This is a genomic window from Arthrobacter sp. UYNi723 (assembly GCF_054057635.1).
Genome location: NZ_JBSRZM010000001.1, coordinates 325276 through 345069, shown reverse-complemented (window position 1 = coordinate 345069; position 19794 = coordinate 325276). Strand labels below are relative to the sequence as shown.

The following is a 19794-nucleotide window of genomic DNA, read 5'->3' as shown; positions in this document are numbered from 1 at the left end:
CCTTAGTTTCCAGCCGCAGCCATCAGCGCCGCGTTGAAGGACGCGAGCCTGCTGACCTCAACTTCCACCGGCTCCACCACGAAGTCCCGGGCAACCTCGCCCACCGCTGCCCTCAGCCGTTTCCTGGCCCTGGCCGCACGCGCCCTCGCGGCTTCCGACCCAATGAATTTTCCGGTCAGCGCCAGGAAGATCCCCAGCACCACACCGCCGGCAATCATCAACGTCGGCACCGGCCAGCCTTCCACCTTCGGAACCTCGGGGACGGGCAGTTGGAGATAGCCGAGCCCTGCCAGCACGCCAAGCCAGCCCAGGCCACCCAGGACTGTCAGCAGCGCGAGCCACTGGACCACGTTGAACACCCCCCACCACCAGGACTTCCGGGACGCCATCAGGTCCGTGCCCGCGATGGCCTGGTCCAAGGCATCCGGCAACGCTTCCCGCCCTTCCCGGGCAGCACCCCGGATTGCCGCACGCCACGGTCCGGGCGCGCCCGCACTCGCCGCGTCCGCAAACTCACGGACAGCAGCATCCGTCCGGGCGCGTTCCGGAGCTCCCGCTGCCGGGAGCGACGTCCGGTTAAGTTGGGACGGAAAAGAACTTCTCAGATTGAGCCGGCGGAGCGGATCCGGCCGGAACCGCACCAGCCACCGCGTCACCGGCCACCCCGTGCGGCGCGTCGACTCGATGCGATAGGACCGCGCAACTGCGTCCACCACCACGGGCACGTTGGCGGCCGTTGCCAGCTCATCGGTGAGTCGGGATTTCGACGCCGGCCTGACACCGGCGGCTTCACCAGCGCCGGCGGCTTCCCGGAGTTGCCCGGAGGCCCGCGAAACGTCCGCGGCCAGCCGCTGCGAAAGTGCCTGGCGCTGCACCACAACACCCCGGATGGCGCTCCGGACTTTGTCCACACCGGTGCCCTTCAGGGCCGATGCGCCCAGGACCTGAACCTTGCCCAGCCCGTCGCGGGCAAGGATCCCTTTCAAGGACTCCAGCACAGGCTGCACGTCCCGTTCAGGCAAGCGGTCCACCTGGTTGAGGACCACCAGGGTCACGGCACCATGGGCGGACAGGGGCGTAAGGAAATCGTTGTGGACTGCCGCGTCGGCGTACTTTTGCGGGTCCAGGACCCAGACCAGGACATCAACCAGGCCAACCATGCGCTCCACGATCGCGCGGTTCGCGGCCCTGGTGGAATCGAAGTCAGGCAGGTCCAGCAGGATCAGCCCCGTGCCCTCGTCCGCGAAGCCGGCCACGGGCTCGGCATGGTGGCGGTTGCGCACCTCAAGCCAGTCCAGCAGCGGCTCGCTGCCGTCAGCGCCCCAGACACCTGCCAACGGTTCCGACGTTGTGGGGCGGCGGGCGGCCGCCGTCGCGATTTCAGCGCCGCTGACCGCGTTGAAGAGTGACGATTTGCCGCTGCCGGTGGCACCGAAGAACCCAACAACGGTGTGATCAGCCGACAGTGACCGCCGGGAGCTCGCGCGTTCGAGTAGCTGGTACACCTCCTCGAGTGCGGCATCCGGCAAGACGCCTTCGGCGAGTTCGCGGGCATCATTGAGGGCTTCGAGCCTGCGGTCCAGCTGCGACGCTTCACGGGCAACGCTGTGGCGGCTCATGCCTTGTCCGCCAGGCGGGCCAGGGCAGCGGCGTGGTCGGTCAGGATCCGGCCGGTGTCCGCGCCGCCCTCCGGCAGGCGTTGGAGGAATTTCTGCTGCTCTGCCTGCAGCAGCCGCTGGCAACGGGCATGGAGGTCATCCCGCGCAGTCTGCGCCAGCCGGCGGACCGCGGCTTCGCCGAACACTGCCTCGAGCAGTTTCTGGCCGACGACGGCGGTACCGCCCGCCACGCCGATCTCCAGCCCGGTGAGGCCGGCGGTCATGGAAAACACCACGATCATCAGCGCGGCACCCAGTCCGTTAATGCCGAAGGAAAGCCATCTGGCCTGCGTGCGCTTGCCCTGCCCTTCCGTCCGGATCAGTTCCATCAGGCCGGCCTGCCAGGCCCTGATCTCCGCTGCGGCCACATCGGCAAATCCGGGGCTGGTGCCGGACAGATCGTCCGTCCCCAGGAGCCCGCGGCCGGCCGGGTCCGAGCGCCACCGCTGGTGAGTTTCCTCGCCGGCGTTGGCGGCCTCGTCCAGGATGACGGCCTGCAACCCCGTTTCGATGGCGGCCTCAACCCGGACGGCCGGCGTCGGCTCGCCCCGGAAGAACGCTCCCACGCGGTCCCGCAGCCGTCCGATGTTCTGTTCCAGCGCCCGGAAGAATTCCCCTGTTCCGACGAAGTCCTGCCAGCGCGCCAATACTTCGCCGCGGAGGAGGGCGCCGTCCTTTGTTGCGTCCAGGATCCGCGCTCCGGCATCGCGATAGGCGGCCTCAGCGCCTGCACGGAGCGAGGCCGCGGCCCGCTCCTGTCCCTGGACCGCGTGCGCCACGGCGCCGACCCGCCCGGCCAGCGCCTTCACCGTCCCGTTGAGGGTCCGGCGGGCAATTTCGGACCGCCCAGCGGCGTCGGCTGCAAGGTCCTGCAGCCAGCGCCGCAGCGGCTCCACGGCGCTCGTTGGCAGCATGCCAAGATGGTCCAGGTCCGTCTCCGGCACAATGAACAGTCCGGCATCGCCGAGGCCTTCCTGCCGCAGCAACGCGCGGAGATCGGCGCTGACTTCGGCTTCCGCCTCCGCCGGCACACGGTCCAGGACCAGGGCCACCATGATGTCCCGCGAGGACGCGTCCAGGAGCAGCTTCCACGGGACCGCGTCTGCGTAGCGGTTGGCAGTGGTCACAAAAACCCAGAGGTCCGCGGCGGCCAGCAATTGACCGGCGAGCCGGCGGTTGTCGTCGGAAATGGAGTCGACGTCGGGAGCGTCAAGCAGCGCGATCCCCTGCGGAACAGCCTTGTCCGCCACCAGCACCAGGGAGGAAATGGCCTCCGCATCGGGTGTTGCGCCGGCCCGGCTGGCCGGGACGGGTTCCGTGGAAACAGTCCCCCGGATCCGGTTGAGGGTGGGCAGCACACGGTGGCCTTCGAACCAGCCGGCATCGGCCGGGTGGTGCAGCAGAATGGGCTGCCGGGTGGTGGGCCTGATGGCGCCGGAGCGTGTGACCGGGTGCCCCACCAGGGCGTTGACCAGCGTTGACTTGCCGGCGCCCGTGGAACCCCCGACGACGGCAAGCAGCGGTGCGTCCAGGCTGCGGTACCGCGGCAGGATGTAGTCGTCCAGCTGGGCGACGGCGTTCCGCGTGTCCTGGCGCGCCTGTTCGACGTCCGCAAGGGCGAGCGGCAACGACACTGCGGACAGATCCCCACGCACGGCCTCAAGCAAGGCCAAGGCTGGCTCCGACGCCGCGTCGAGCCGGTCCGGCTGCGTTCTCGGGGCGCGCTTAGGCGGCGAAGGCTGCGTGGGACGAAGCCCGTCTGAGGAGGTCACAGGATCATCATGCCAGTTGCGCCGGCTTTTCCACCGGGCCCCGGTTTTGTCCTATAACCCGCAGCGCAGCCTCCACAACGAAAAAACGGCCCCGGGCTGATGCCCGGGACCGTTCGTTGGTGACCCCAGCGGGATTCGAACCCGCGTTACCGCCGTGAGAGGGCAGCGTACTAGGCCGCTATACGATGGGGCCGCGTACTTCCAGGAAGTTTTCACTTCCAACCGGCGCCAGGCCGGTTTGCTAAGTGAGTATTTCATACACTCAGCGCGCGTTTCAAATCGGCGAACCGATCTGAAACCACTGATTTGCCGCGGTTAGCCTGCGACCAAACAGAGCTGGGATACCAGGACTCGAACCTAGAATGACGGTACCAGAAACCGTAGTGTTGCCAATTACACCATATCCCAATGATACTTTCGGGCCGGAGTTTCGGGCTTCAAGCCGCGCTCCGTGCGCCTCAGCACGAGAAATTACTTTACCCGAGACTTTGGGCTGGCACAAATCGGCGCCGAAGGACTGAGGTCCGGACCCCTTGCCAGATCACCCGGAATAAGTTTACTCTCGGTAAGTTACCCGAGAGTAACCACCCTCTGCCTTTGCTGCAGGCACTTCGGATTTTAGTTTTGCGTCCGGACTGCCGCCCCTGGTCCAGGTGGGTGGCCGGCAGATTTCACACTGCCGGCAAACCGTCGAGAGGACCCACCGTGACACAAAGTCGTGCCGCCGCGCCCACCAAGACCCGAACCCGGGCACAGCAGCTTGCTATCGCCGTCCTGGCCCTGATGCTGATTGCTTTGCTTGGGTTTTACACCCTGGTCACCGGCAGGATCACCGACGGATCGGCCAAGCTGATGGACGGTGCGGGCCAGGCCTCGGCCGGCGCTGAGCAGCTCAAGGACGGCGCCGGTCAGCTGGCGGCCGGCGCGGGCATGGCAGACACCGGTGCCGGCAAGCTCTCCTCCGGCGCCGACAAAGTCTCCCTGGGTGTCAGCGAGAAGCTGGCCCCGGGCGCTGAAAAACTGCAGTCCGGTGCAGACCAACTCGCCGCTGGCGCTGTCAAGATCGAAACTGACGTCAACAACAAGCTCGCGCCCGGCGTGTACAAAGTGGACGATGGCGCCCGAAAGCTCGCCGCCGGAGCCACCCAGCTCGCCGCGGCACTGACGCCTTCGGCCGCCGGAAACGCCGAGAACAACCTGGCGGACGGCGCGACTGCACTGAATGCAGGTGCGGGCCGTCTGGCCTCCGGAACCGGCGAGCTGGCCGCCGGAACGGCCCAGCTGAAAGGCTACCGGGGAGCGAACAACTCCCCCGAGGCAGGCACCGGCACGGCGGCCTTGGCACAGGCCCTTGAGCTGCTGGAAGCGGCAGCGTCGGACCCGCTTCAGGGGCTGGTTCCACTGTCCGTTGTCAAGGACAAGATCGCCAAGATCACCGCTGGAGCCCACAAGCTCGACGCCGGAGCGCAGCAACTGCAGGCTGGCGCGGGGAAGCTCAATGACGGAGCGGCACAGTTGCACACTGGAACAGGGCGCCTCACCGCCGGCTTCGCCACTCTGGGTGAAAAGCTCAACAGTCGCGATCCCAACAACCCTGGTGTTGTGCTCGGTACCGAACTGCTGGCCGCCGGAACTGCCCAGATCCGCACCGGCATGGACGGCGTGCCCGGCAATGCCGACCGCCCGGGCCTGATCAATGCCGTCGCCAAGATCACGGAGGGCAGCTCACGGCTGGCGGACGGCACGGTGGCGTTGAATGCCGGGATCAAGGGCGATCCGGCCGATCCGTCAAACCCCGGCCTGCTCCACGGCTCCCAGGCACTGGCTGCGGGCGCTTCGGAGCTGGCCACAGGCAACACCAAGCTGGCCTCGGGATCGACAGAGTTGGCGACCGGTGCCGAGAAACTTGCTGATGGCAATGCCCGGATTGCGGATGGCACGGACACCCTGTACTCCAGCGCAGCGGCCATCTCGCCCACCAGTATGGTGGGGAAGTCGGATACCGCCGTTGCCCTCGGCCTGGTTGCTGTGCTTGTGTTCGGATCCGTGGGCATCTACATGGTGCTGTGGAACAGGCGAAGGCTGCAGTCTGCGGAGTAAGCGGACGGTCAGCCCAGCAACTGCCCCAGCGAGGTGATCTTGTGACCGGTGAAATCCGGCGCCGGCTCCCCCACCCTGTCGAGCCAGACCCCTATCAGGCCCGCCGCCGTCGAACCTTCAGCGTCCAGCATCCTGTTGTCCCCCACATAGAGGGTCTCCTCCGGGACAGTCCCCAACAGGCGGACGCCTTCGAGATAGATGGCCGGCTCGGGCTTGGCCACTCCGACGGTGTCCGTGCCAACCAGGCGCATAACGCGTTCCAGGCCGGCGCCGTCGAGCTTGGCCCGCTGGTAGTCGTGCACGTTGTTGCTGACGGCACCGTAGGGGATGCCGGCCGCGTCCAGCAGGTCCAGGAGCGGCAGCACGTCCTCAAAGGCACGAACATACGTGGGCTGCAGCCGGCTGTAGGCCGAGAGCCACCGGTGCGACTCTTCGCCGTCGGCAAGATCCACCCCGAAGTGCCCCAAGGCCGCCCGCCCCCGCAGGAGGCGCTGGTCGTTAAAGGTCAGCTCCCCCGCCAGGTACCTGTCGTAATAGTGGGTGGTCTCATGCGTGAAGATCCTGCCGAAACGCTCCCACGAGGTCTGGTCCAGGCCGGGCAGGAGGTGCTCGCTGACCTCGCGCAGGGCTGTGGTCATGGCGTATTCGAGGTCCACCAGGGTGTCGTCGATGTCGAACAGGACGCCCCGGATGGTCCCGAAGCGCGTCTTCAGGACTCCGTCAGCGGTGGTGCCCGTGGCAGACATCAGCCGCGGAAGGTGCGGAGCCGGCTCAAGGACGAGTCCTTGCCCAGGATCACCATGGATTCGAAAAGCGGCGGCGAGATCCGGCGCCCGGAGATGGCCGTGCGCACAGGACCGAAGGCCAGCCGCGGCTTCAGCCCGAGGTCCTCCACGAGTGCCTGCTTCAGTGCCGTCTGGATCTCCTCCGGGTTCCAGTCCCGAATGGGCTCAAGGGCAGCAAGGGCGGCGTCGAGGACTTCGGTCAGGTTGGCGGGCAGGCCTTTGCGGGCGTCGTCTGCGACGTCGATCGCGTCGTCGGCCTTGAACAGGAAGGCGAGCATTTCCGGGGCCTCCCCCAGCAGGGTGATCCGCTCCTGGACGAGGGGTGCGGCCTCGGTGAGGATCTCTTCCTCCCGGTCCGTGAGGATCTCCCCCACCAGGTCCGCGGCCCTGAGGTACGGCACCAGGCGCGCACGGAAATCGGCCGCCTCAAGCAGCCGGACGTGCGTGCCGTTGATGGCCTCTGCCTTTTTCAGGTCAAAACGTGCCGGGTTGGCCAGCACATCGTGGATGTCGAAGTGCTCCACGAGCTGCTTGACGGTGAAGATGTCCTCGTCGGCGCTCAGGGACCAGCCCAGAAGGGACAGGTAGTTCAGCAGGCCTTCGGGAATGAAGCCGCGTTCGCGGTGCAGGAACAGGCTGGATTCGGGGTCGCGCTTGGAGAGCTTCTTGTTGCCCTGGCCCATGACGTAGGGAAGGTGGCCGAACTCCGGCATGTACTCGGCCACGCCGATGGCGTGGAGGGCACGGTACAGGGCGATCTGGCGGGGCGTGGAGCTGAGCAGGTCTTCGCCGCGCAGCACGTGCGTGATTCCCATCAGGGCATCGTCCACGGGATTTACCAGCGTGTACAACGGCGCGCCGTTGGCACGGACCACCGCGAAGTCCGGCACGGAGCCGGCCTTGAACGTGATCTCGCCGCGGACGAGGTCCTTGAACGTGAGGTCCTCGTCCGGCATCCGCAGGCGCAGCACGGCCTGGCGGCCTTCTGCCTTGTACTGGGCCAGCTGTTCCTCGGTGATGTGACGGTCAAACCCGTCATAACCCAGCTTGGGGTCGCGGGAAGCCGCACGGTGGCGGGCTTCGATTTCAGCCGGCGTGGAGTAGGACTCGTAAATGTGGCCGCCGGCCTTCAGCCGAGCGATGACATCCTGGTAGATGTCGCTGCGCTGGGACTGGCGGTACGGCTCGTGCGGGCCTCCCACCTCGACACCTTCGTCCCAGGTGATGCCCAGCCACTTCAGCGCATCCAGCAGCTGGTGGTAGCTTTCCTCGCTGTCCCGCGCCGAGTCCGTGTCCTCGATGCGGAAGACCAGGGTGCCCTTGGTGTGCCGGGCATAGGCCCAGTTGAACAGCGCCGTGCGGATCAGGCCCACGTGCGGGGTGCCCGTGGGTGACGGGCAGAACCGCACCCGGACCGGGGTTTCGGCAGTGACGGACGGGATGGCGGCAGGGTTCAGCGCGGAGGCAGTAGTCATAATGGTTCCAACTTTACCCGTCAGCGGCGGACCACCGGGTTGGACAGGCGGCCGATGCCCTCGATCTCCACGTCATACCGGTCCCCTGCGGTGACGACGTCGACGCCGGCCGGGGTGCCGGTCATGATGACGTCCCCGGGGAGCAAGGTGAAGGCCTGGGACACGATGGAAACGATTTCCCGGACGCCGCGGATCATCTGGCTGGTGCTGCCGTCCTGGCGCAGTTCGCCGTTGAGCCAGCCCTTGATGGCCAGGTCTTCGGTGTCCAGCTCGGTCTCGATCCACGGTCCGAGGGGTGCCGACGTGTCGAAGCCCTTGGCCCGGGCCCACTGCAGGTCCGTTTTCTGGACATCGCGGGCGGTGAGGTCGTTGCCGCAGGTGTAGCCGAAGATGACGTCGTCGACGCGGTCTTCCGGGACGTCCTTGCAGATCCGGCCGATGACCACACACAGCTCGGCCTCGAACGAAACTTCGTCGGAGAATTCCGGCAGCACAATGGGGTCGCCGGGGCCGATGACGGAGGTGTTCGGCTTCAGGAACAGCAGCGGCTGCTGCGGGACTTCATTGCCCAGCTCGGCGGCGTGCTCTGCGAAGTTGCGGCCCACGCCGATCACCTTGCTGCGGGGAATGATCGGCGCCAGGAGCCGGACGTCTTCGAGCTTGTGCTTGACGTGGGTGCGCTCCACGCCGTTGAAGAAGGGGTCGCCGTTGATGACAGTGATTTCCTCACTGCCGGGCTCGCCTTCAACAACGCCGTAGAGGGGATCGGAATCGACTACAAACCTGGCAATACGCATGGTGGCTAGCCTACCGTCTTGAGCGGCGGCAGCTGCCCTTGCGTCACGCCGTACTGTCAGGCGCCCGGGAGCCCACGGAGGTAGTCGAGCTGCGCGGCCACGGACATTTCGGCTGCCCGCCGGACGGAAGGGTCGACGTCGGCGTACACGGCGTCTGCCACGTCCGCCACCGCGGCGTCCCCGCCGAGCCGGACCAGCGCTGCGCGGATCTGTGCCAGCCGCTCCTGCCGGTGCTCGCGGTAGGCGCGGGTAATGGCTGCAAGGGAGGGAAGCACCGGCCCGTGGGCCGGCAGGACGGTGGCCGGGCCGAGGGCTTCGAGCCGGTCGAGGGACCGCAGGTAGTCCCCCAGCCTGCCGTCCGGGTAGTCCAGCATGGTGGTGCCGCGGCCCAGAATGGTGTCGCCGGTCAGCAGAGAGCCATGCGGGCCGTCGTCGGGTAGGAAGAAGCAGACCGAATCCGAGGTGTGGCCAGGCGTGGCCAGGACCTGGACCGTCACGCCGGCCGCCTGGATGGTTTCGCCGTCCTGCAGGGGCTCGCCGCCGCCGTGGCAGTGCCGGGGATCGGCCGCGCGGACCGGGGCGCCCGTGAGCTCGTGGAGCCGCTGGGAACCCGCCGTGTGGTCGGCGTGCCGGTGGGTCACCAGAATAAATTCCACGGGGCCCACGTCCGCGAGGCGGCGGAGGTGGGCCTCGTCGGCAGGGCCCGGATCCACCACCACGGATGTACTGGCGCCGGGGGCGGAGATGACATACGAATTCGTGCCGTCCAGGCTCATGGGCCCGGGGTTGGGTGCCAGGAAGAAGGCCGTCAGTGGACTGGCAGCGAGTGGAGTACCGCTCGAGGTGAAGTTCACTGCACCATCTTCGCATTAGGCCGGCACGGAATAACCTCACCCCCGCGGCAGGTTATGGCTGCTGAAACCACCGCCCAGAGAGACAGGCACACCCATGAGCACTTCATCCAGCATCTCGTTGTCCGACCTGTTGTCCGGCGCCGACGCCGTGGGGCACGACCACGCGCTGACGGAGAAGAACAGCGGCCTGCAGCACATCCACAACCACGCGACCGGCGCCATTGTCTGGTTTCCCACGTGGCGGAAGTTCCGTGAAACCACCGACTGGCGCGAGGAAGTCGATGCTTTCGCCGAGGACTTCAGGTCGGGTTCACGTCCGGTGGAAAAAGGGGCGTCCAATTTCCTGGCCGCAGACCTCGACTCACTCCTCAAGCGCGCCGCTGCCTCCAGCGACGCAAACATTTTTGTCCAGGCGAACCTTACGAAGCACCTGACCCGGACCTGGGCTGTGGCCGACGCCGTTGCGGAGGCAGCGGGGACGGATCTGCCCACCGGCGGCAGCAAACAGTCCATCTTTGCCGACTATCCCTACGACGTTTACGCTCAGGACGGCGGTGCCTTCGCCACCGCACTCTGGAACGACGTCATCGATGCCCGCCGCAACCGCGCCCTGGCCGACGAAGCGGCGCGCAAAGCCCTGAAGCCGGTCTCGCGCAAGGCCCTCAAGAATGCGGCCCGGAAGGCCGCCCGCCGCTGAGGGTGCCTGGAAACAGCAACGCGGGGTCACTTAACGCCCATCCCGATGCGGTTATTGGGCGCTAGGTGACCCCGCGTTGCGGTGGTCAGGGTTGTGGCGGTCAGGCCAGGCGGGTCAGCCAGCCGTGGGTATCCGGCGCGGTTCCGGTCTGGATGCCCAGGAGCTGTTCGCGGATGGCCATGGTGGTCTCGCCCGCCTTCGCGTCCTCGGAGCCGATGAATTCGGTGGTGTCCTTCAGGACACCGATGGGCGTGATGACCGCTGCGGTGCCGCAAGCGAAGACCTCGGTGATCTCGCCGGAGGCCACGCCCTCGCGCCATTCATCAAGGGTGATCTTGCGCTCGGCGACCTCGCGGCCCATGTCGTTGGCCACCTGGATAACGGACATCCTGGTGATTCCTTCCAGGATGGTTCCGGTGAGTGCAGGAGTCACGAGGGATCCGTCCTTCATCACAAAGAACACGTTCATGCCGCCGAGCTCTTCGACGGCGTTGTCGTTGAACTGGTCCAGGAAGAGGACCTGCTTGCAGCCGTTGGCTTCGGCTTCCTGCTGGGCGATCAGGGAGGCTGCGTAGTTGCCGCCGCACTTGGCCGCACCGGTGCCGCCGCGGCCTGCGCGGGCGTACTCGCGGGAGATCCAGATGGACACAGGCTTGAGCTCGCCGCCGAAGTAGTTGCCGGCAGGAGAGGCGATCACACGGAAGGACACCTCACGCGCTGCCCGGACACCCAGAAAGGCCTCGGTGGCGATCATGAAGGGGCGCAGGTACAGGGCCTCGCCGTCACCGGCGGGAACCCATGCCTTGTCCGCCTGCACCAGTTCCCGGATGGCGCCGAGGAAGTATTCCTCGGGCAGTTCCGGAAGTGCCAGGCGTCGTGCCGACTTGTTCAGGCGGGCCGCGTTGGCCTCCGGACGGAAGGTCCAGATTGAGCCGTCAGCGTGGCGGTATGCCTTGAGGCCTTCGAAGATCTCCTGGCCGTAGTGCAGCACCGCGGCAGACGGGTCCAGCGAGATGGGTCCGTAGGCCTCAACGCGCGCGTTGTGCCAGCGACCCTCACCTTGCTCGTCCACACTGTAGTCGACGACGGCCGTGTGGTCGGTGAAGTAGTTGCCAAATCCTGGGTTGGCCAGGATGGCTGCACGCTCTTCAGCTGACTTCGGGGTTGCCGAGAGCTGCTGGTTAAATTCGACGCCATGGGCGGTCTGAGTCATGGTTCCTCCACGATCGGCTGCCTTCCGAATGCGGTTCAGCACTGAACCGCAGGGCAGCATTTGGTGATTCGAAACTAGCTTACGCCGGTTAACCGAGTCTCAAGAGCACGGTTTAGAGCGCTGCGGCGATGGCGTCCCCGACGGCGCTGGTACTGCGGGCGCCGCCGTCGCGGGTTTCGACGTCGGCGATCACCGCAGCTTCGATCCGGCGGGCCGCGGCGGTGTAGCCGAGGTGGTCCAGCAGGAGCACCGCCGACAGGATGGCCGCGGTGGGATCTGCCTTCTGCTGTCCGGCGATGTCCGGGGCCGAACCGTGGACAGGTTCAAACATGGACGGGGCCGTGCGGTCCATGTTGATGTTGCCGGACGCCGCCAGCCCGATGCCGCCGGTGATGGCTGCAGCGAGGTCAGTGAGGATGTCGCCGAAGAGGTTATCGGTGACAATGACATCGAAGCGTGAGGGGTCGGTGACCATAAAGATGGTGGCCGCATCAACGTGCAGGTAATCGTGGGTGACCTCGGGGAATTCCTGGGCCACCGCCTCGACGGTGCGCTTCCACAGGTGGCCGGCGTAGACCAGGACGTTGTGCTTGTGCACCAGGGTCACATGCTTGCGTTCCCGGGCGCTGGCGCGGCGGAAGGCATCGCGGACAACGCGCTCCACGCCATATGCCGTGTTCAGTGAGACCTCGGTGGCCACCTCGTGGGGTGTGCCGGTGCGAAGCGAGCCGCCGTTGCCCACATATGGACCCTCGGTTCCCTCACGGACGACGATAAAATCGATGGTGCCGGGATTGGCCAGCGGACTCCCGACTGTTCCGTACAGCCGCGACGGCCGCAGGTTGACGTAGTGGTCCAGGCTGAAGCGGAGCTTGAGCAGCATCTCCCGCTCGATGATGCCGGACGGAATCCGGGTGTCGCCGGGGGCGGCGCCGACAGCACCGAAGAGGATCGCGTCCCGTGTACGCAGGTCGGCGAGGACCTCGTCCGGAAGGGTCTCGCCGGTGGCCAGCCAGTGCTCGGCACCGAGCTGGTAGTGGGTCTGTTCTAGGACAACGCCTTCAGCGGCGACAGCCTTTTCGAGTACCTTCAGTGCCTCGGCAATGACCTCTGGGCCAATGCCGTCACCGGGAATGACAGCGAGATTGATCGTGGATGCGCTCATGGTCCAAGAATATTAAGACGATCCGCATGGCGGACAATCAGTCTCATTTGCTGAGACGCAGGAGTGGGTCCTCCGGTGAGGCCACCACCACCACGTTGGTGCCCCAGAAATCATCCGTATAACAGGAAATCAGGACCAGCCTGTTGGGTGCCACTTGCCAGATGGGGCTGTCCTTGAGGCCGGACTTGACGTAGGTAGTCACCGAATCCACCACGTAGGCCACTTCGCCCGTGGCTGTGGCCACTGTCAGCCTGTCACCTGCCGCCGCCTTGGTACTCAGCCGGTTGAACGGCGCGTCCCTGTCCACCCAGCTATGGCCGGCGATGTAGGTGGTATTGACCGAGCCCGCTCCGGGCACACCGTAGGGCGACAGCCAGTAGCCGTCCATGGTGGGCGGCGGCACGATAGTTTGAGTGGCCTGGTCCTCGCCGGTGGGTTTGAGCGGATGGACCACCACATCGATGTCAGCGGCCGGGTACACCAGCCGCTGCGGCGGCGACGCTGCCGGACCGGCCGGGACGGGCGTGCCGGTATCCACCGAGGGTGTGGGGGTGGCTGGCACTGGAGTCGGGGCCGTCGGCTGCACAGCAACCCCGGTCACCGTCGGCGACGCTCCCGGCCCGGCCAGGAGTGGCAGAAATGCGAACGCCAGGTAGGCCAGCACTCCACACAGCGCCACAAAGACAATGCTCTTGGCGGTGAAGAGCCTTCCATCGCTGTCCATCGTTACCCGCTGTCAGTCGGATTTGCCCGGTTTGCCGGCAGGCGCCGTGCCCTTTGTGGCCACGGCGCCTGCCGGTGATTCAAACAGCGCCCCTGCGGGCGCCAGTAGCCGGCGTCATTCCTTCCGGTGCCGGGATACGGTACCGCTGGCTGCCAGGGTCTTGCGGGCAGCCACTCCCGCTGCAGCGAGCAACATCACGACGATGCCAGCGGCCCAGGGGGCGATGGAAACGTCAGTCGAACCTGCCATTGCAGTCTGGACATTGAAGCCAGGGTTGTTGGCGGCTACGGCACCTTGACCCGCCGGAGCACCCACAACAGCACCTCTGGGAGTTTCGCCCGGCGTCACCGGCGTAACAGCAGGCGGGACCACCGGAGGAACAACAGGCGGCACGTCTGGCGGTACTATTGGCGGCACCGTTGTGGGAACGCAGCCGTTGTTAAAGGTTGCCTGCCCCTTAGCCGTCCAGTTCTGGCCTGCAGGCAGCACGTTGCCGTTGTTCGGCGGGATGATGTCTTCAGTGTGCTGGTGGTTGGCGTTGGCGTGGCCGTTGAGCCCCTGCAGGGCGATCGTAATCGGCCGGTACGGGTTCGTGTCGGAGCCCGTGGCGTGGCAGATGCTGATCTTGTGATCGCCGTGGCCGTTACCCTCGCCTGGTGCGGCGCAGCCTGCATTCCAGATGCTTGCCTTGTCAAGGTTCTGGCCTCCGGGTAGGACTTTCCCGTCGTTGGCCGGAATGATGTCCTCCTCGTGCTGGTGGCCCACGTGGGCGTTGAGCGCGTTGAGGCTGATGGTCACCGGCCTGTAGGGATTGCTTTCCGAGCCGGTGGCGTGGCAAATGGTGATCTTTTTCTCGTCCTCAGAAGGCGACGCGGTGGCCGGCGCAGTGGCACCCAATAGCGCAAGACCCGCGACACCAAAAGCGGCAAGGATCCGTTTCATTTCCGTCTCCATCCATTGTCTGGTCCAAACTGATCAGACAGGTGGAAGAACGGCGCCATCCCCGACACGGAGGGCTAAAGGCAAACGGACAGCATCGGGGCGACGGTTCTCCCAGATGCGAATCATCAGTTTGCTAACCAGATAAGGCTAGACAGACGGACACCGTCATGTCTCCAGTACTCAGTACCCGCCTTACAAGGCGGGCCCTACTGACCGGCCCCGGAACCGTACTCAGTCCGCGTACCGGCAAGTAGCCAGCAGGGACATACCTAGGCTTCGGCCGGCTCCTCGTACTTGGGGAAGACGGGCGCCGGGGCCGGCAGCGGCGTTCCGGCGACAATCGGCGTGGTGAGCGAGGAGAACTGGCGGGATCCGCCGTCGGGCTGTCCCAAGGTGTCCAACAGCGCGGCAGTGGCGGTGGGCATCACTGGCTGGGCCAGGATGGCCACGATGCGCAGCACTTCCAGCGTCACGTACAGCACGGTGTTCATGCGTTCGACGTCGGTCTTCCGCAGCACCCAGGGGGCCTGATCGGCGAAGTAGGCGTTGGTGTCCCCCAGGACGCCCCAGATGGCCTCGAGTGCGCGGCTGAATTCCTGCTTTTCGAAGGCGGCCCGTGCCGTCTCGAGGAGCCCGTTGGCCTGCGCCAGGATCGCGGTGTCTTCAGCCGTGAACGCACCCGGAACCGGGACCCGGCCCTCACAGTTCTTGGCCACCATGGACAGCGAACGCTGCGCCAGGTTGCCGAAGTTGTTGGCCAGGTCCGAGTTCATGCGGCCCACGATGGCCTCATGGTTGTAGCTGCCGTCGGCGCCGAACGGGACCTCGCGGAGGAAGAAGAACCGTACCTGGTCCAGCCCGTACTGCGCCACGAAGTCCGCCGGCGCCACCACGTTGCCGAGGGACTTGGACATCTTCACGCCGTTGTTGTGCAGGAAGCCGTGGATCATGACGCGCTTGGGCAGTTCGATGCCGGCGCTCATCAGGAACGCCGGCCAGTAGATGGCATGGAACCGTGAGATGTCCTTGCCGATCACATGCACATCGGCGGGCCAGAACTTCTTGAAGGACTCCGAGTCGACGTCCGGGTAGCCGACGCCGGTCAGGTAGTTGGTGAGCGCGTCCACCCAGACGTACATTACGTGCTTGTCGTTGCCGGGGACGGGGACACCCCAGTCGAACGTGGTGCGGCTGATCGACAGGTCTTCGAGGCCGCGCTTGACGAAGCTGATGACCTCGTTGAAGCGGGACTGCGGTGCACCGAACTCCGGCTGGGCCTCGTACAGCGCCAGCAGCCGGTCCTGGTAGGAGGACAGCCGGAAGAAGTAGCTCTCCTCAGCCGTCCACGTCACCTCGGTGTCCGTCTCCTTGGAGTACCGCACGCCGTCGTCCTTGACCAGGGTGTCGTCCTCCACGTAGAAGGCCTCGTCCCGGACGGAGTACCAGCCCTCGTACTTGGACAGGTAGATATCGCCGTTGGCTTCCATCTTCTTCCAGATGGCCTGCGACGCTGCGTAGTGGTCAGCGTCCGTGGTCCGGATGAAGCGGTCGTAGGTGATCCCCAGCGCGGCGTGGGCAGACTTGTAAATTTCCGCGTTGCGGTCCACCAGCTCCTTGGGCGTGACGCCTTCCTTCTCGGCCGCCTGCGCAATCTTCATGCCGTGCTCATCTGTGCCCGTCAGGAACATCACGTCAAAGCCATCGAGCCGCTTGAAGCGGGCCATGGCGTCGGTGGCGATGTACTCGTAGGCATGCCCGATGTGCGGAACACCGTTCGGGTAGGTGATGGCCGTGGTGATGTAGAACGGGGTTTTGGCTGTTGCGCTCACGTGCGGACGTTACCTTTGGTGCGAAGGGGCAGGGCTAGATCAGTTCAGTCAGCGTGTCGCTCAGGCGGACCAGTTCGTGGTCGTGTGAAGCGACCAGTACTGCGATGCCGTCCGAGGTGGTGTCCTTAAGGATGCTGATGATGCGGTTGGCCGAGGCCCTGTCCAGGCTGGCTGTGGGCTCATCAACCACCAGCACACGCGTGCCCAGAATCAGGGCCCGGGCGATCGCCACACGCTGGCGTTCACCACCGGAAAGCTGGGCCGGACGGTGCCGCATCCGGCGGCCCAGGCCCACCAGGTCCAGGAGGTCCTTGGCCATGTCGCGGCGCTGGTCCACCTCGCCGTCGGGCACGGCCGGCAGGAGGACGTTCTCGAGGGCGCTCATGCCGTCGATCAGGGCGCCGCCCTGGTCAACGTAACCGATCAGGGCCCGACGGCGGTCGGCGATTTCGTCGTCGCCCATGCTTTCGAGGGAATCACCTTCCCAGAAAACACGGCCCGACGTCGGCAGGGTCAGTCCCGCGCCCACTGTCAGGATGCTGGTCTTGCCGGATCCGCTTCGGCCGGCGACGCAGTGCATCTCGCCGGCGTGCAGCGTGAGGTCGAAGCCCTCCACAACACTGACGGCTTCGGCACCGCCCTTGCCGCCGCCGTAGCGGATGGTGATGTCGCTCAGTTCCAGCGGGGTCCCGTGGTCCGCGGCCTTGACGATGGTGTTGGCACGGGTCTGCAGGGGCGCCTCAGCCAATCCGGACCTCCGGCTCCGGTGAACATTCGTCTCGTTTGTCATTGGACCACTTTCGTTGCAATCGGTATCCAGCAAAGTACAGCCACGAGGCCGGCGACGCCGGCCCATAGCGCGGCATACGGGGCAAGGAGGAGCCCGATGCCCAGCGCGCCCAGGACGCCCAGCGGCAGGGCCACCGTGCCCACCAGCGCGTTTTCGAAGAGACGGACCTGGCGGAGCATGTCCGGGTTCCAGCCCATGGCCTCAAGGATGCCCAGGTACTGGCGTTTGGCGTTGAGCTCAAACCGGCCGGTAACCAAGGTCAGGACCAGCCCCACTGCGACGCCGGCGAGTGCCAGGAGCATGCTGGGCATCGCCACGCTTGCTGCGGCCAGCCCGCTGAGGGCGCTCGCTCCGGCGGCACGGGGGATGTCGATGAGCAAGGCAACCAGTCCGCCCACCGCGGCTCCGAACACGCCGACTGCGACGGCCAGGGACAGGGTGTTGAACTTGTTCGTGCTGAGCTGCCGGTTGGCAAAGGTCAGCGGGGAGTCCACCGGGATCAGCCGCTCGTCGTGCTGCGGTTCCTGGTCCACCTCATCACGGTGACGCAGCTGTTGGGCGGCGAAGAAGGCCGCTGCCGCATACAGGACCAGGACGGAGGCCGAGACGATGGCTGTGGTCACGCTCCAGCTCACCAGGCTCAGGACGATCCCGGCTACCGCGAGCAGCGCAGCGCCGACACCGAATTCCTCGAGCACCCAGTTCCTGATGCGCACCTGGGTCCAGCCCATGGCGCGGAGGGTCCCGGCTTCACGTTTGCGTTTGCGGATGTAGCTGACGGTGGAGGCGCCGGTCAACAGCGCGGCTCCGCACAGCGTGAGGAAGAGCAGTGTCACGTTGGTCCCTGTCAGGGAGCCGGAGACTGCGTCCGCTGCGTTCTGCCGGACCCAGGACTGCTGGACAGTGCCCAGCGCTGACTCCTTGCCGGCGTCGTCCTTTGAGTATCCGGGGACAAAAATGCTGGCGTCCTCACGGGCGGAACCGGCCACAACAGTAGCCTCAAGACCCATGTCGCGGATCTCGCTGGCGAGCTTTTCGACGTCGGGCTGGGCTTCCTTCCAGCTGCCAGGAGCCTTGGCGCGGACACGCACAGCATCGATCACTGCCGCGTTGTCCTTGTAGCCGCGGGCTGCCGCCAAGCCGTAGAAGTCGGTGATGGCGCCGGCCGACTGGCTCGCCAGTCCGGTGGCACTGAGTGAAGGCTTGAGTCCGGTAGCGGAGACCGACTTGCCTTCGGCGTCCTTGGTGAGGGTAAACGGAGTGGGGTCGTACCCACCCAGCGGAAGGCGGTTGACGTCGCCGGCGGCCTTCTCGACAGCCGCGGGGTCGAAAGTCCCGTAGACCATGGCCAGCGGAGCCGCGAGCTTCTCCCCTATGGCCAGGTCTTCCCGGTAGGACCGTTCATCCACGGGTTCACGCTGCGTCTGGTCCACCGGGGCGCCGTTGGCACCCTTCTCCGGCAGGCGGTTTACGGTGACCCAGTCGCCGGGAACGGCGGTCTTCTGGACCGCACCGTTGGCCGCGGCCTCGCCGTCGGTGTACTTCGGCGCGGCAGCGAAGTCGGTGCTCCACGTAGCCGGAGTGTAGAGCCCCTGGTTGAAGTTTCCGGCGCTGCCCAGGAGACCGGAGTGATCGGTGGAACCGGGCCAGGACAGAGCGAACGGGTCCTTGGACACAAACGGCAGGTAGTCCTTACCGAGGGAACGCGTGGCGGTGCCGACGTCCTTGACAACCTTGCCCGCGGCGTCGATCTCCTCGATGTTCACGTTGTACTTAAGGTCCAGGGAGGTGCCGGAACGGACAACCAGGGGAATGGCCTGCGAGTCAGCGGTCAGCTGTCCGCTGCGCTTCGCCTGCTGGTACTGCGTCATGAGCGGTGCCCAGTACTTGAGCTTGACGCCGAGGAAGTCAGGGCCCTCGTTGAGCTCTTCCAGGCTGATGCCGTTGGTGAAGAGGCTCTCGAAGTGGCGGCCGATCGCTCCGGCGTTCCGCGCGTCAGCGGGCGGGGCCTTCTCCAGCGGGGCGAGGAAGTCGCCCGCCGAGCCAAGCAGTGCGCGCTCGGAGACGGGGTCGACGGCGACCACGGACTCGGTCACTTCGGGAGACAGCGGCAGTGACACCGAAAGGTTGAACAGGTTATGTTCGGAGCCGCCGGCTGGAGCCGGGAATTTGATGCCCGTCTCGCCTGCGGGAGGTGCGATCCGGATGCTGGTGCCCCCGGCCGTCTGCTCTTCGATCAGGCGGGCCTTGCCCAGGCTGCCCTCGGCGGTGGACTTGAACAGGGTCTGCTCGGAGACACCGTCGGAGCTGACGGCGCTGGCGGTCAGGCGGTACTTCTTGGGGGTGTCGCCGAGAACGGACTCAGCAGCGGGCCATTTGCTGGGATCTGTGGCGCCGGCGGCCTGGTCCGTGGTCGCTGTGCCTGCCAGCCCGGAGTTGTAGCCCAGGTAGTCCATGGCGTCGAGCCGTGGCGCTTCCAGGTTCTGCGTCACGCGGGACACCAGGCTGATGGGGGCCGCCACGGACGTTCCGGAAAGCTTCCGGATGTTCTCGAGCTGGTCAAAGCCGATGCCGCCGCCGCCGTTGGCGATCTCCGGCTGCATCAGCGCCCCAGAGCCTGCCTTGGCCTGGACCAGGACGTCGTAGAGACCCCGCGAGTTCTCATCCACCGTTCGGTTGAGTGCGGCCTGCGACTGGCCTTGGACGAGGACCGACAAGCACATGGCTGCGATCAAGATGGCCGCGGTCAGCAGCAGCACTTTGCTTCTGATGAACCTCTGGACGGCGTTCATTGGGCTCCCTGAAACCTGGATTGCGTGCGCACACCGGGATCCGCAGGCGGCGGATATATAGGATTTCCTGCCTGGTGTGCAAAAAGTATTGGCCGGTCTGCCGGCGTGGTCCTGAAACAGGACCTAGCCATTGTAAGCAGACCGGCCAATCATACGTGGCCGACGTTAAGGTTCGGTCACGCGTAGTTGATGGCGGTGCGG

Annotated in this window: 15 protein-coding genes and 2 tRNA genes; 2 read left to right on the top strand and 15 right to left on the bottom strand. The window is 66.0% G+C overall.

Going from position 1 to position 19794, the window contains the following annotated elements; genetic code table 11:
- Window positions 1-2: 2 nt before the first annotated feature.
- The 4 genes from ACVWY0_RS01565 to ACVWY0_RS01550 form a co-directional block, all read right to left on the bottom strand.
- Window positions 3-1619 (bottom strand): GTPase, encoded by a 1617-nt coding sequence (locus tag ACVWY0_RS01565; protein ID WP_485835149.1) that lies wholly within the window; start codon window positions 1617-1619, stop codon window positions 3-5.
- Entirely contained in the window at window positions 1616-3331 is a 1716-nt protein-coding gene (locus tag ACVWY0_RS01560) for a dynamin family protein (RefSeq protein WP_485835148.1), read from the bottom strand. The genes ACVWY0_RS01565 and ACVWY0_RS01560 overlap by 4 nt, the downstream gene beginning before the upstream one ends.
- Window positions 3332-3547: 216 nt before the next feature.
- A tRNA-Glu gene (locus ACVWY0_RS01555) sits at window positions 3548-3623 on the bottom strand.
- 143 nt (window positions 3624-3766) lie between these two features.
- Window positions 3767-3838: transfer RNA gene (locus ACVWY0_RS01550), tRNA-Gln, on the bottom strand.
- 297 nt (window positions 3839-4135) lie between these two features.
- Here ACVWY0_RS01550 and ACVWY0_RS01545 point away from each other — a divergent pair.
- Complete coding sequence (locus ACVWY0_RS01545) at window positions 4136-5530, top strand: hypothetical protein (RefSeq protein WP_485835147.1); 1395 nt, start codon at window positions 4136-4138, stop codon at window positions 5528-5530.
- Window positions 5531-5538: 8 nt separating this feature from the next.
- Here the strand turns inward: ACVWY0_RS01545 and ACVWY0_RS01540 are convergent, their stop codons facing one another.
- The 4 genes from ACVWY0_RS01540 to ACVWY0_RS01525 are packed head-to-tail and all read right to left on the bottom strand — an operon-like array spanning window position 5539 to window position 9441.
- Window positions 5539-6276: an HAD family hydrolase gene (locus tag ACVWY0_RS01540; protein WP_485835146.1), complete on the bottom strand. Its 738-nt coding sequence runs from the start codon at window positions 6274-6276 to the stop codon at window positions 5539-5541.
- Complete coding sequence (gene gltX, locus ACVWY0_RS01535; protein WP_485835145.1) at window positions 6276-7790, bottom strand: glutamate--tRNA ligase; 1515 nt, start codon at window positions 7788-7790, stop codon at window positions 6276-6278. Before gltX ends, ACVWY0_RS01540 begins: the two co-directional genes overlap by 1 nt.
- Before the next feature lie 20 nt (window positions 7791-7810).
- Complete coding sequence (locus tag ACVWY0_RS01530) at window positions 7811-8587, bottom strand: fumarylacetoacetate hydrolase family protein (RefSeq protein WP_485835144.1); 777 nt, start codon at window positions 8585-8587, stop codon at window positions 7811-7813.
- A gap of 56 nt (window positions 8588-8643) precedes the next feature.
- Entirely contained in the window at window positions 8644-9441 is a 798-nt protein-coding gene (locus ACVWY0_RS01525; RefSeq protein ID WP_485835143.1) for an MBL fold metallo-hydrolase, read from the bottom strand.
- A gap of 94 nt (window positions 9442-9535) precedes the next feature.
- Between ACVWY0_RS01525 and ACVWY0_RS01520 the strand changes: the two genes are divergently transcribed.
- Entirely contained in the window at window positions 9536-10138 is a 603-nt protein-coding gene (locus tag ACVWY0_RS01520; RefSeq protein WP_485835142.1) for a hypothetical protein, read from the top strand.
- Window positions 10139-10238: 100 nt separating this feature from the next.
- Here the strand turns inward: ACVWY0_RS01520 and ACVWY0_RS01515 are convergent, their stop codons facing one another.
- From ACVWY0_RS01515 to ACVWY0_RS01485, 7 genes are all read right to left on the bottom strand, one after another.
- The gene (locus ACVWY0_RS01515; protein WP_485835141.1) at window positions 10239-11351 is read right to left on the bottom strand and encodes a branched-chain amino acid aminotransferase; all 1113 of its coding nucleotides are present in this window, start codon (window positions 11349-11351) and stop codon (window positions 10239-10241) included.
- 112 nt (window positions 11352-11463) lie between these two features.
- Complete coding sequence (locus ACVWY0_RS01510; protein ID WP_056349215.1) at window positions 11464-12516, bottom strand: 3-isopropylmalate dehydrogenase; 1053 nt, start codon at window positions 12514-12516, stop codon at window positions 11464-11466.
- Window positions 12517-12559: 43 nt separating this feature from the next.
- Window positions 12560-13240, bottom strand: a complete 681-nt coding sequence (locus ACVWY0_RS01505) for a class F sortase (RefSeq protein ID WP_485835140.1) — start codon at window positions 13238-13240, stop codon at window positions 12560-12562.
- A gap of 114 nt (window positions 13241-13354) precedes the next feature.
- Window positions 13355-14182 carry a hypothetical protein gene (locus ACVWY0_RS01500; RefSeq protein WP_485835139.1) on the bottom strand — a complete coding sequence of 276 codons (828 nt, stop codon included), beginning with the start codon at window positions 14180-14182 and terminating at the stop codon, window positions 13355-13357.
- A 269-nt stretch (window positions 14183-14451) separates the two neighbouring features.
- Window positions 14452-16011 carry a methionine--tRNA ligase gene (gene metG / locus ACVWY0_RS01495; RefSeq protein ID WP_485835138.1) on the bottom strand — a complete coding sequence of 520 codons (1560 nt, stop codon included), beginning with the start codon at window positions 16009-16011 and terminating at the stop codon, window positions 14452-14454.
- Window positions 16012-16045: 34 nt separating this feature from the next.
- Window positions 16046-16801 carry an ABC transporter ATP-binding protein gene (locus ACVWY0_RS01490; RefSeq protein WP_160671852.1) on the bottom strand — a complete coding sequence of 252 codons (756 nt, stop codon included), beginning with the start codon at window positions 16799-16801 and terminating at the stop codon, window positions 16046-16048.
- Complete coding sequence (locus ACVWY0_RS01485) at window positions 16798-19593, bottom strand: ABC transporter permease (RefSeq protein ID WP_485835137.1); 2796 nt, start codon at window positions 19591-19593, stop codon at window positions 16798-16800. The genes ACVWY0_RS01490 and ACVWY0_RS01485 overlap by 4 nt, the downstream gene beginning before the upstream one ends.
- Between the last annotated feature and the right edge of the window lie 201 nt (window positions 19594-19794).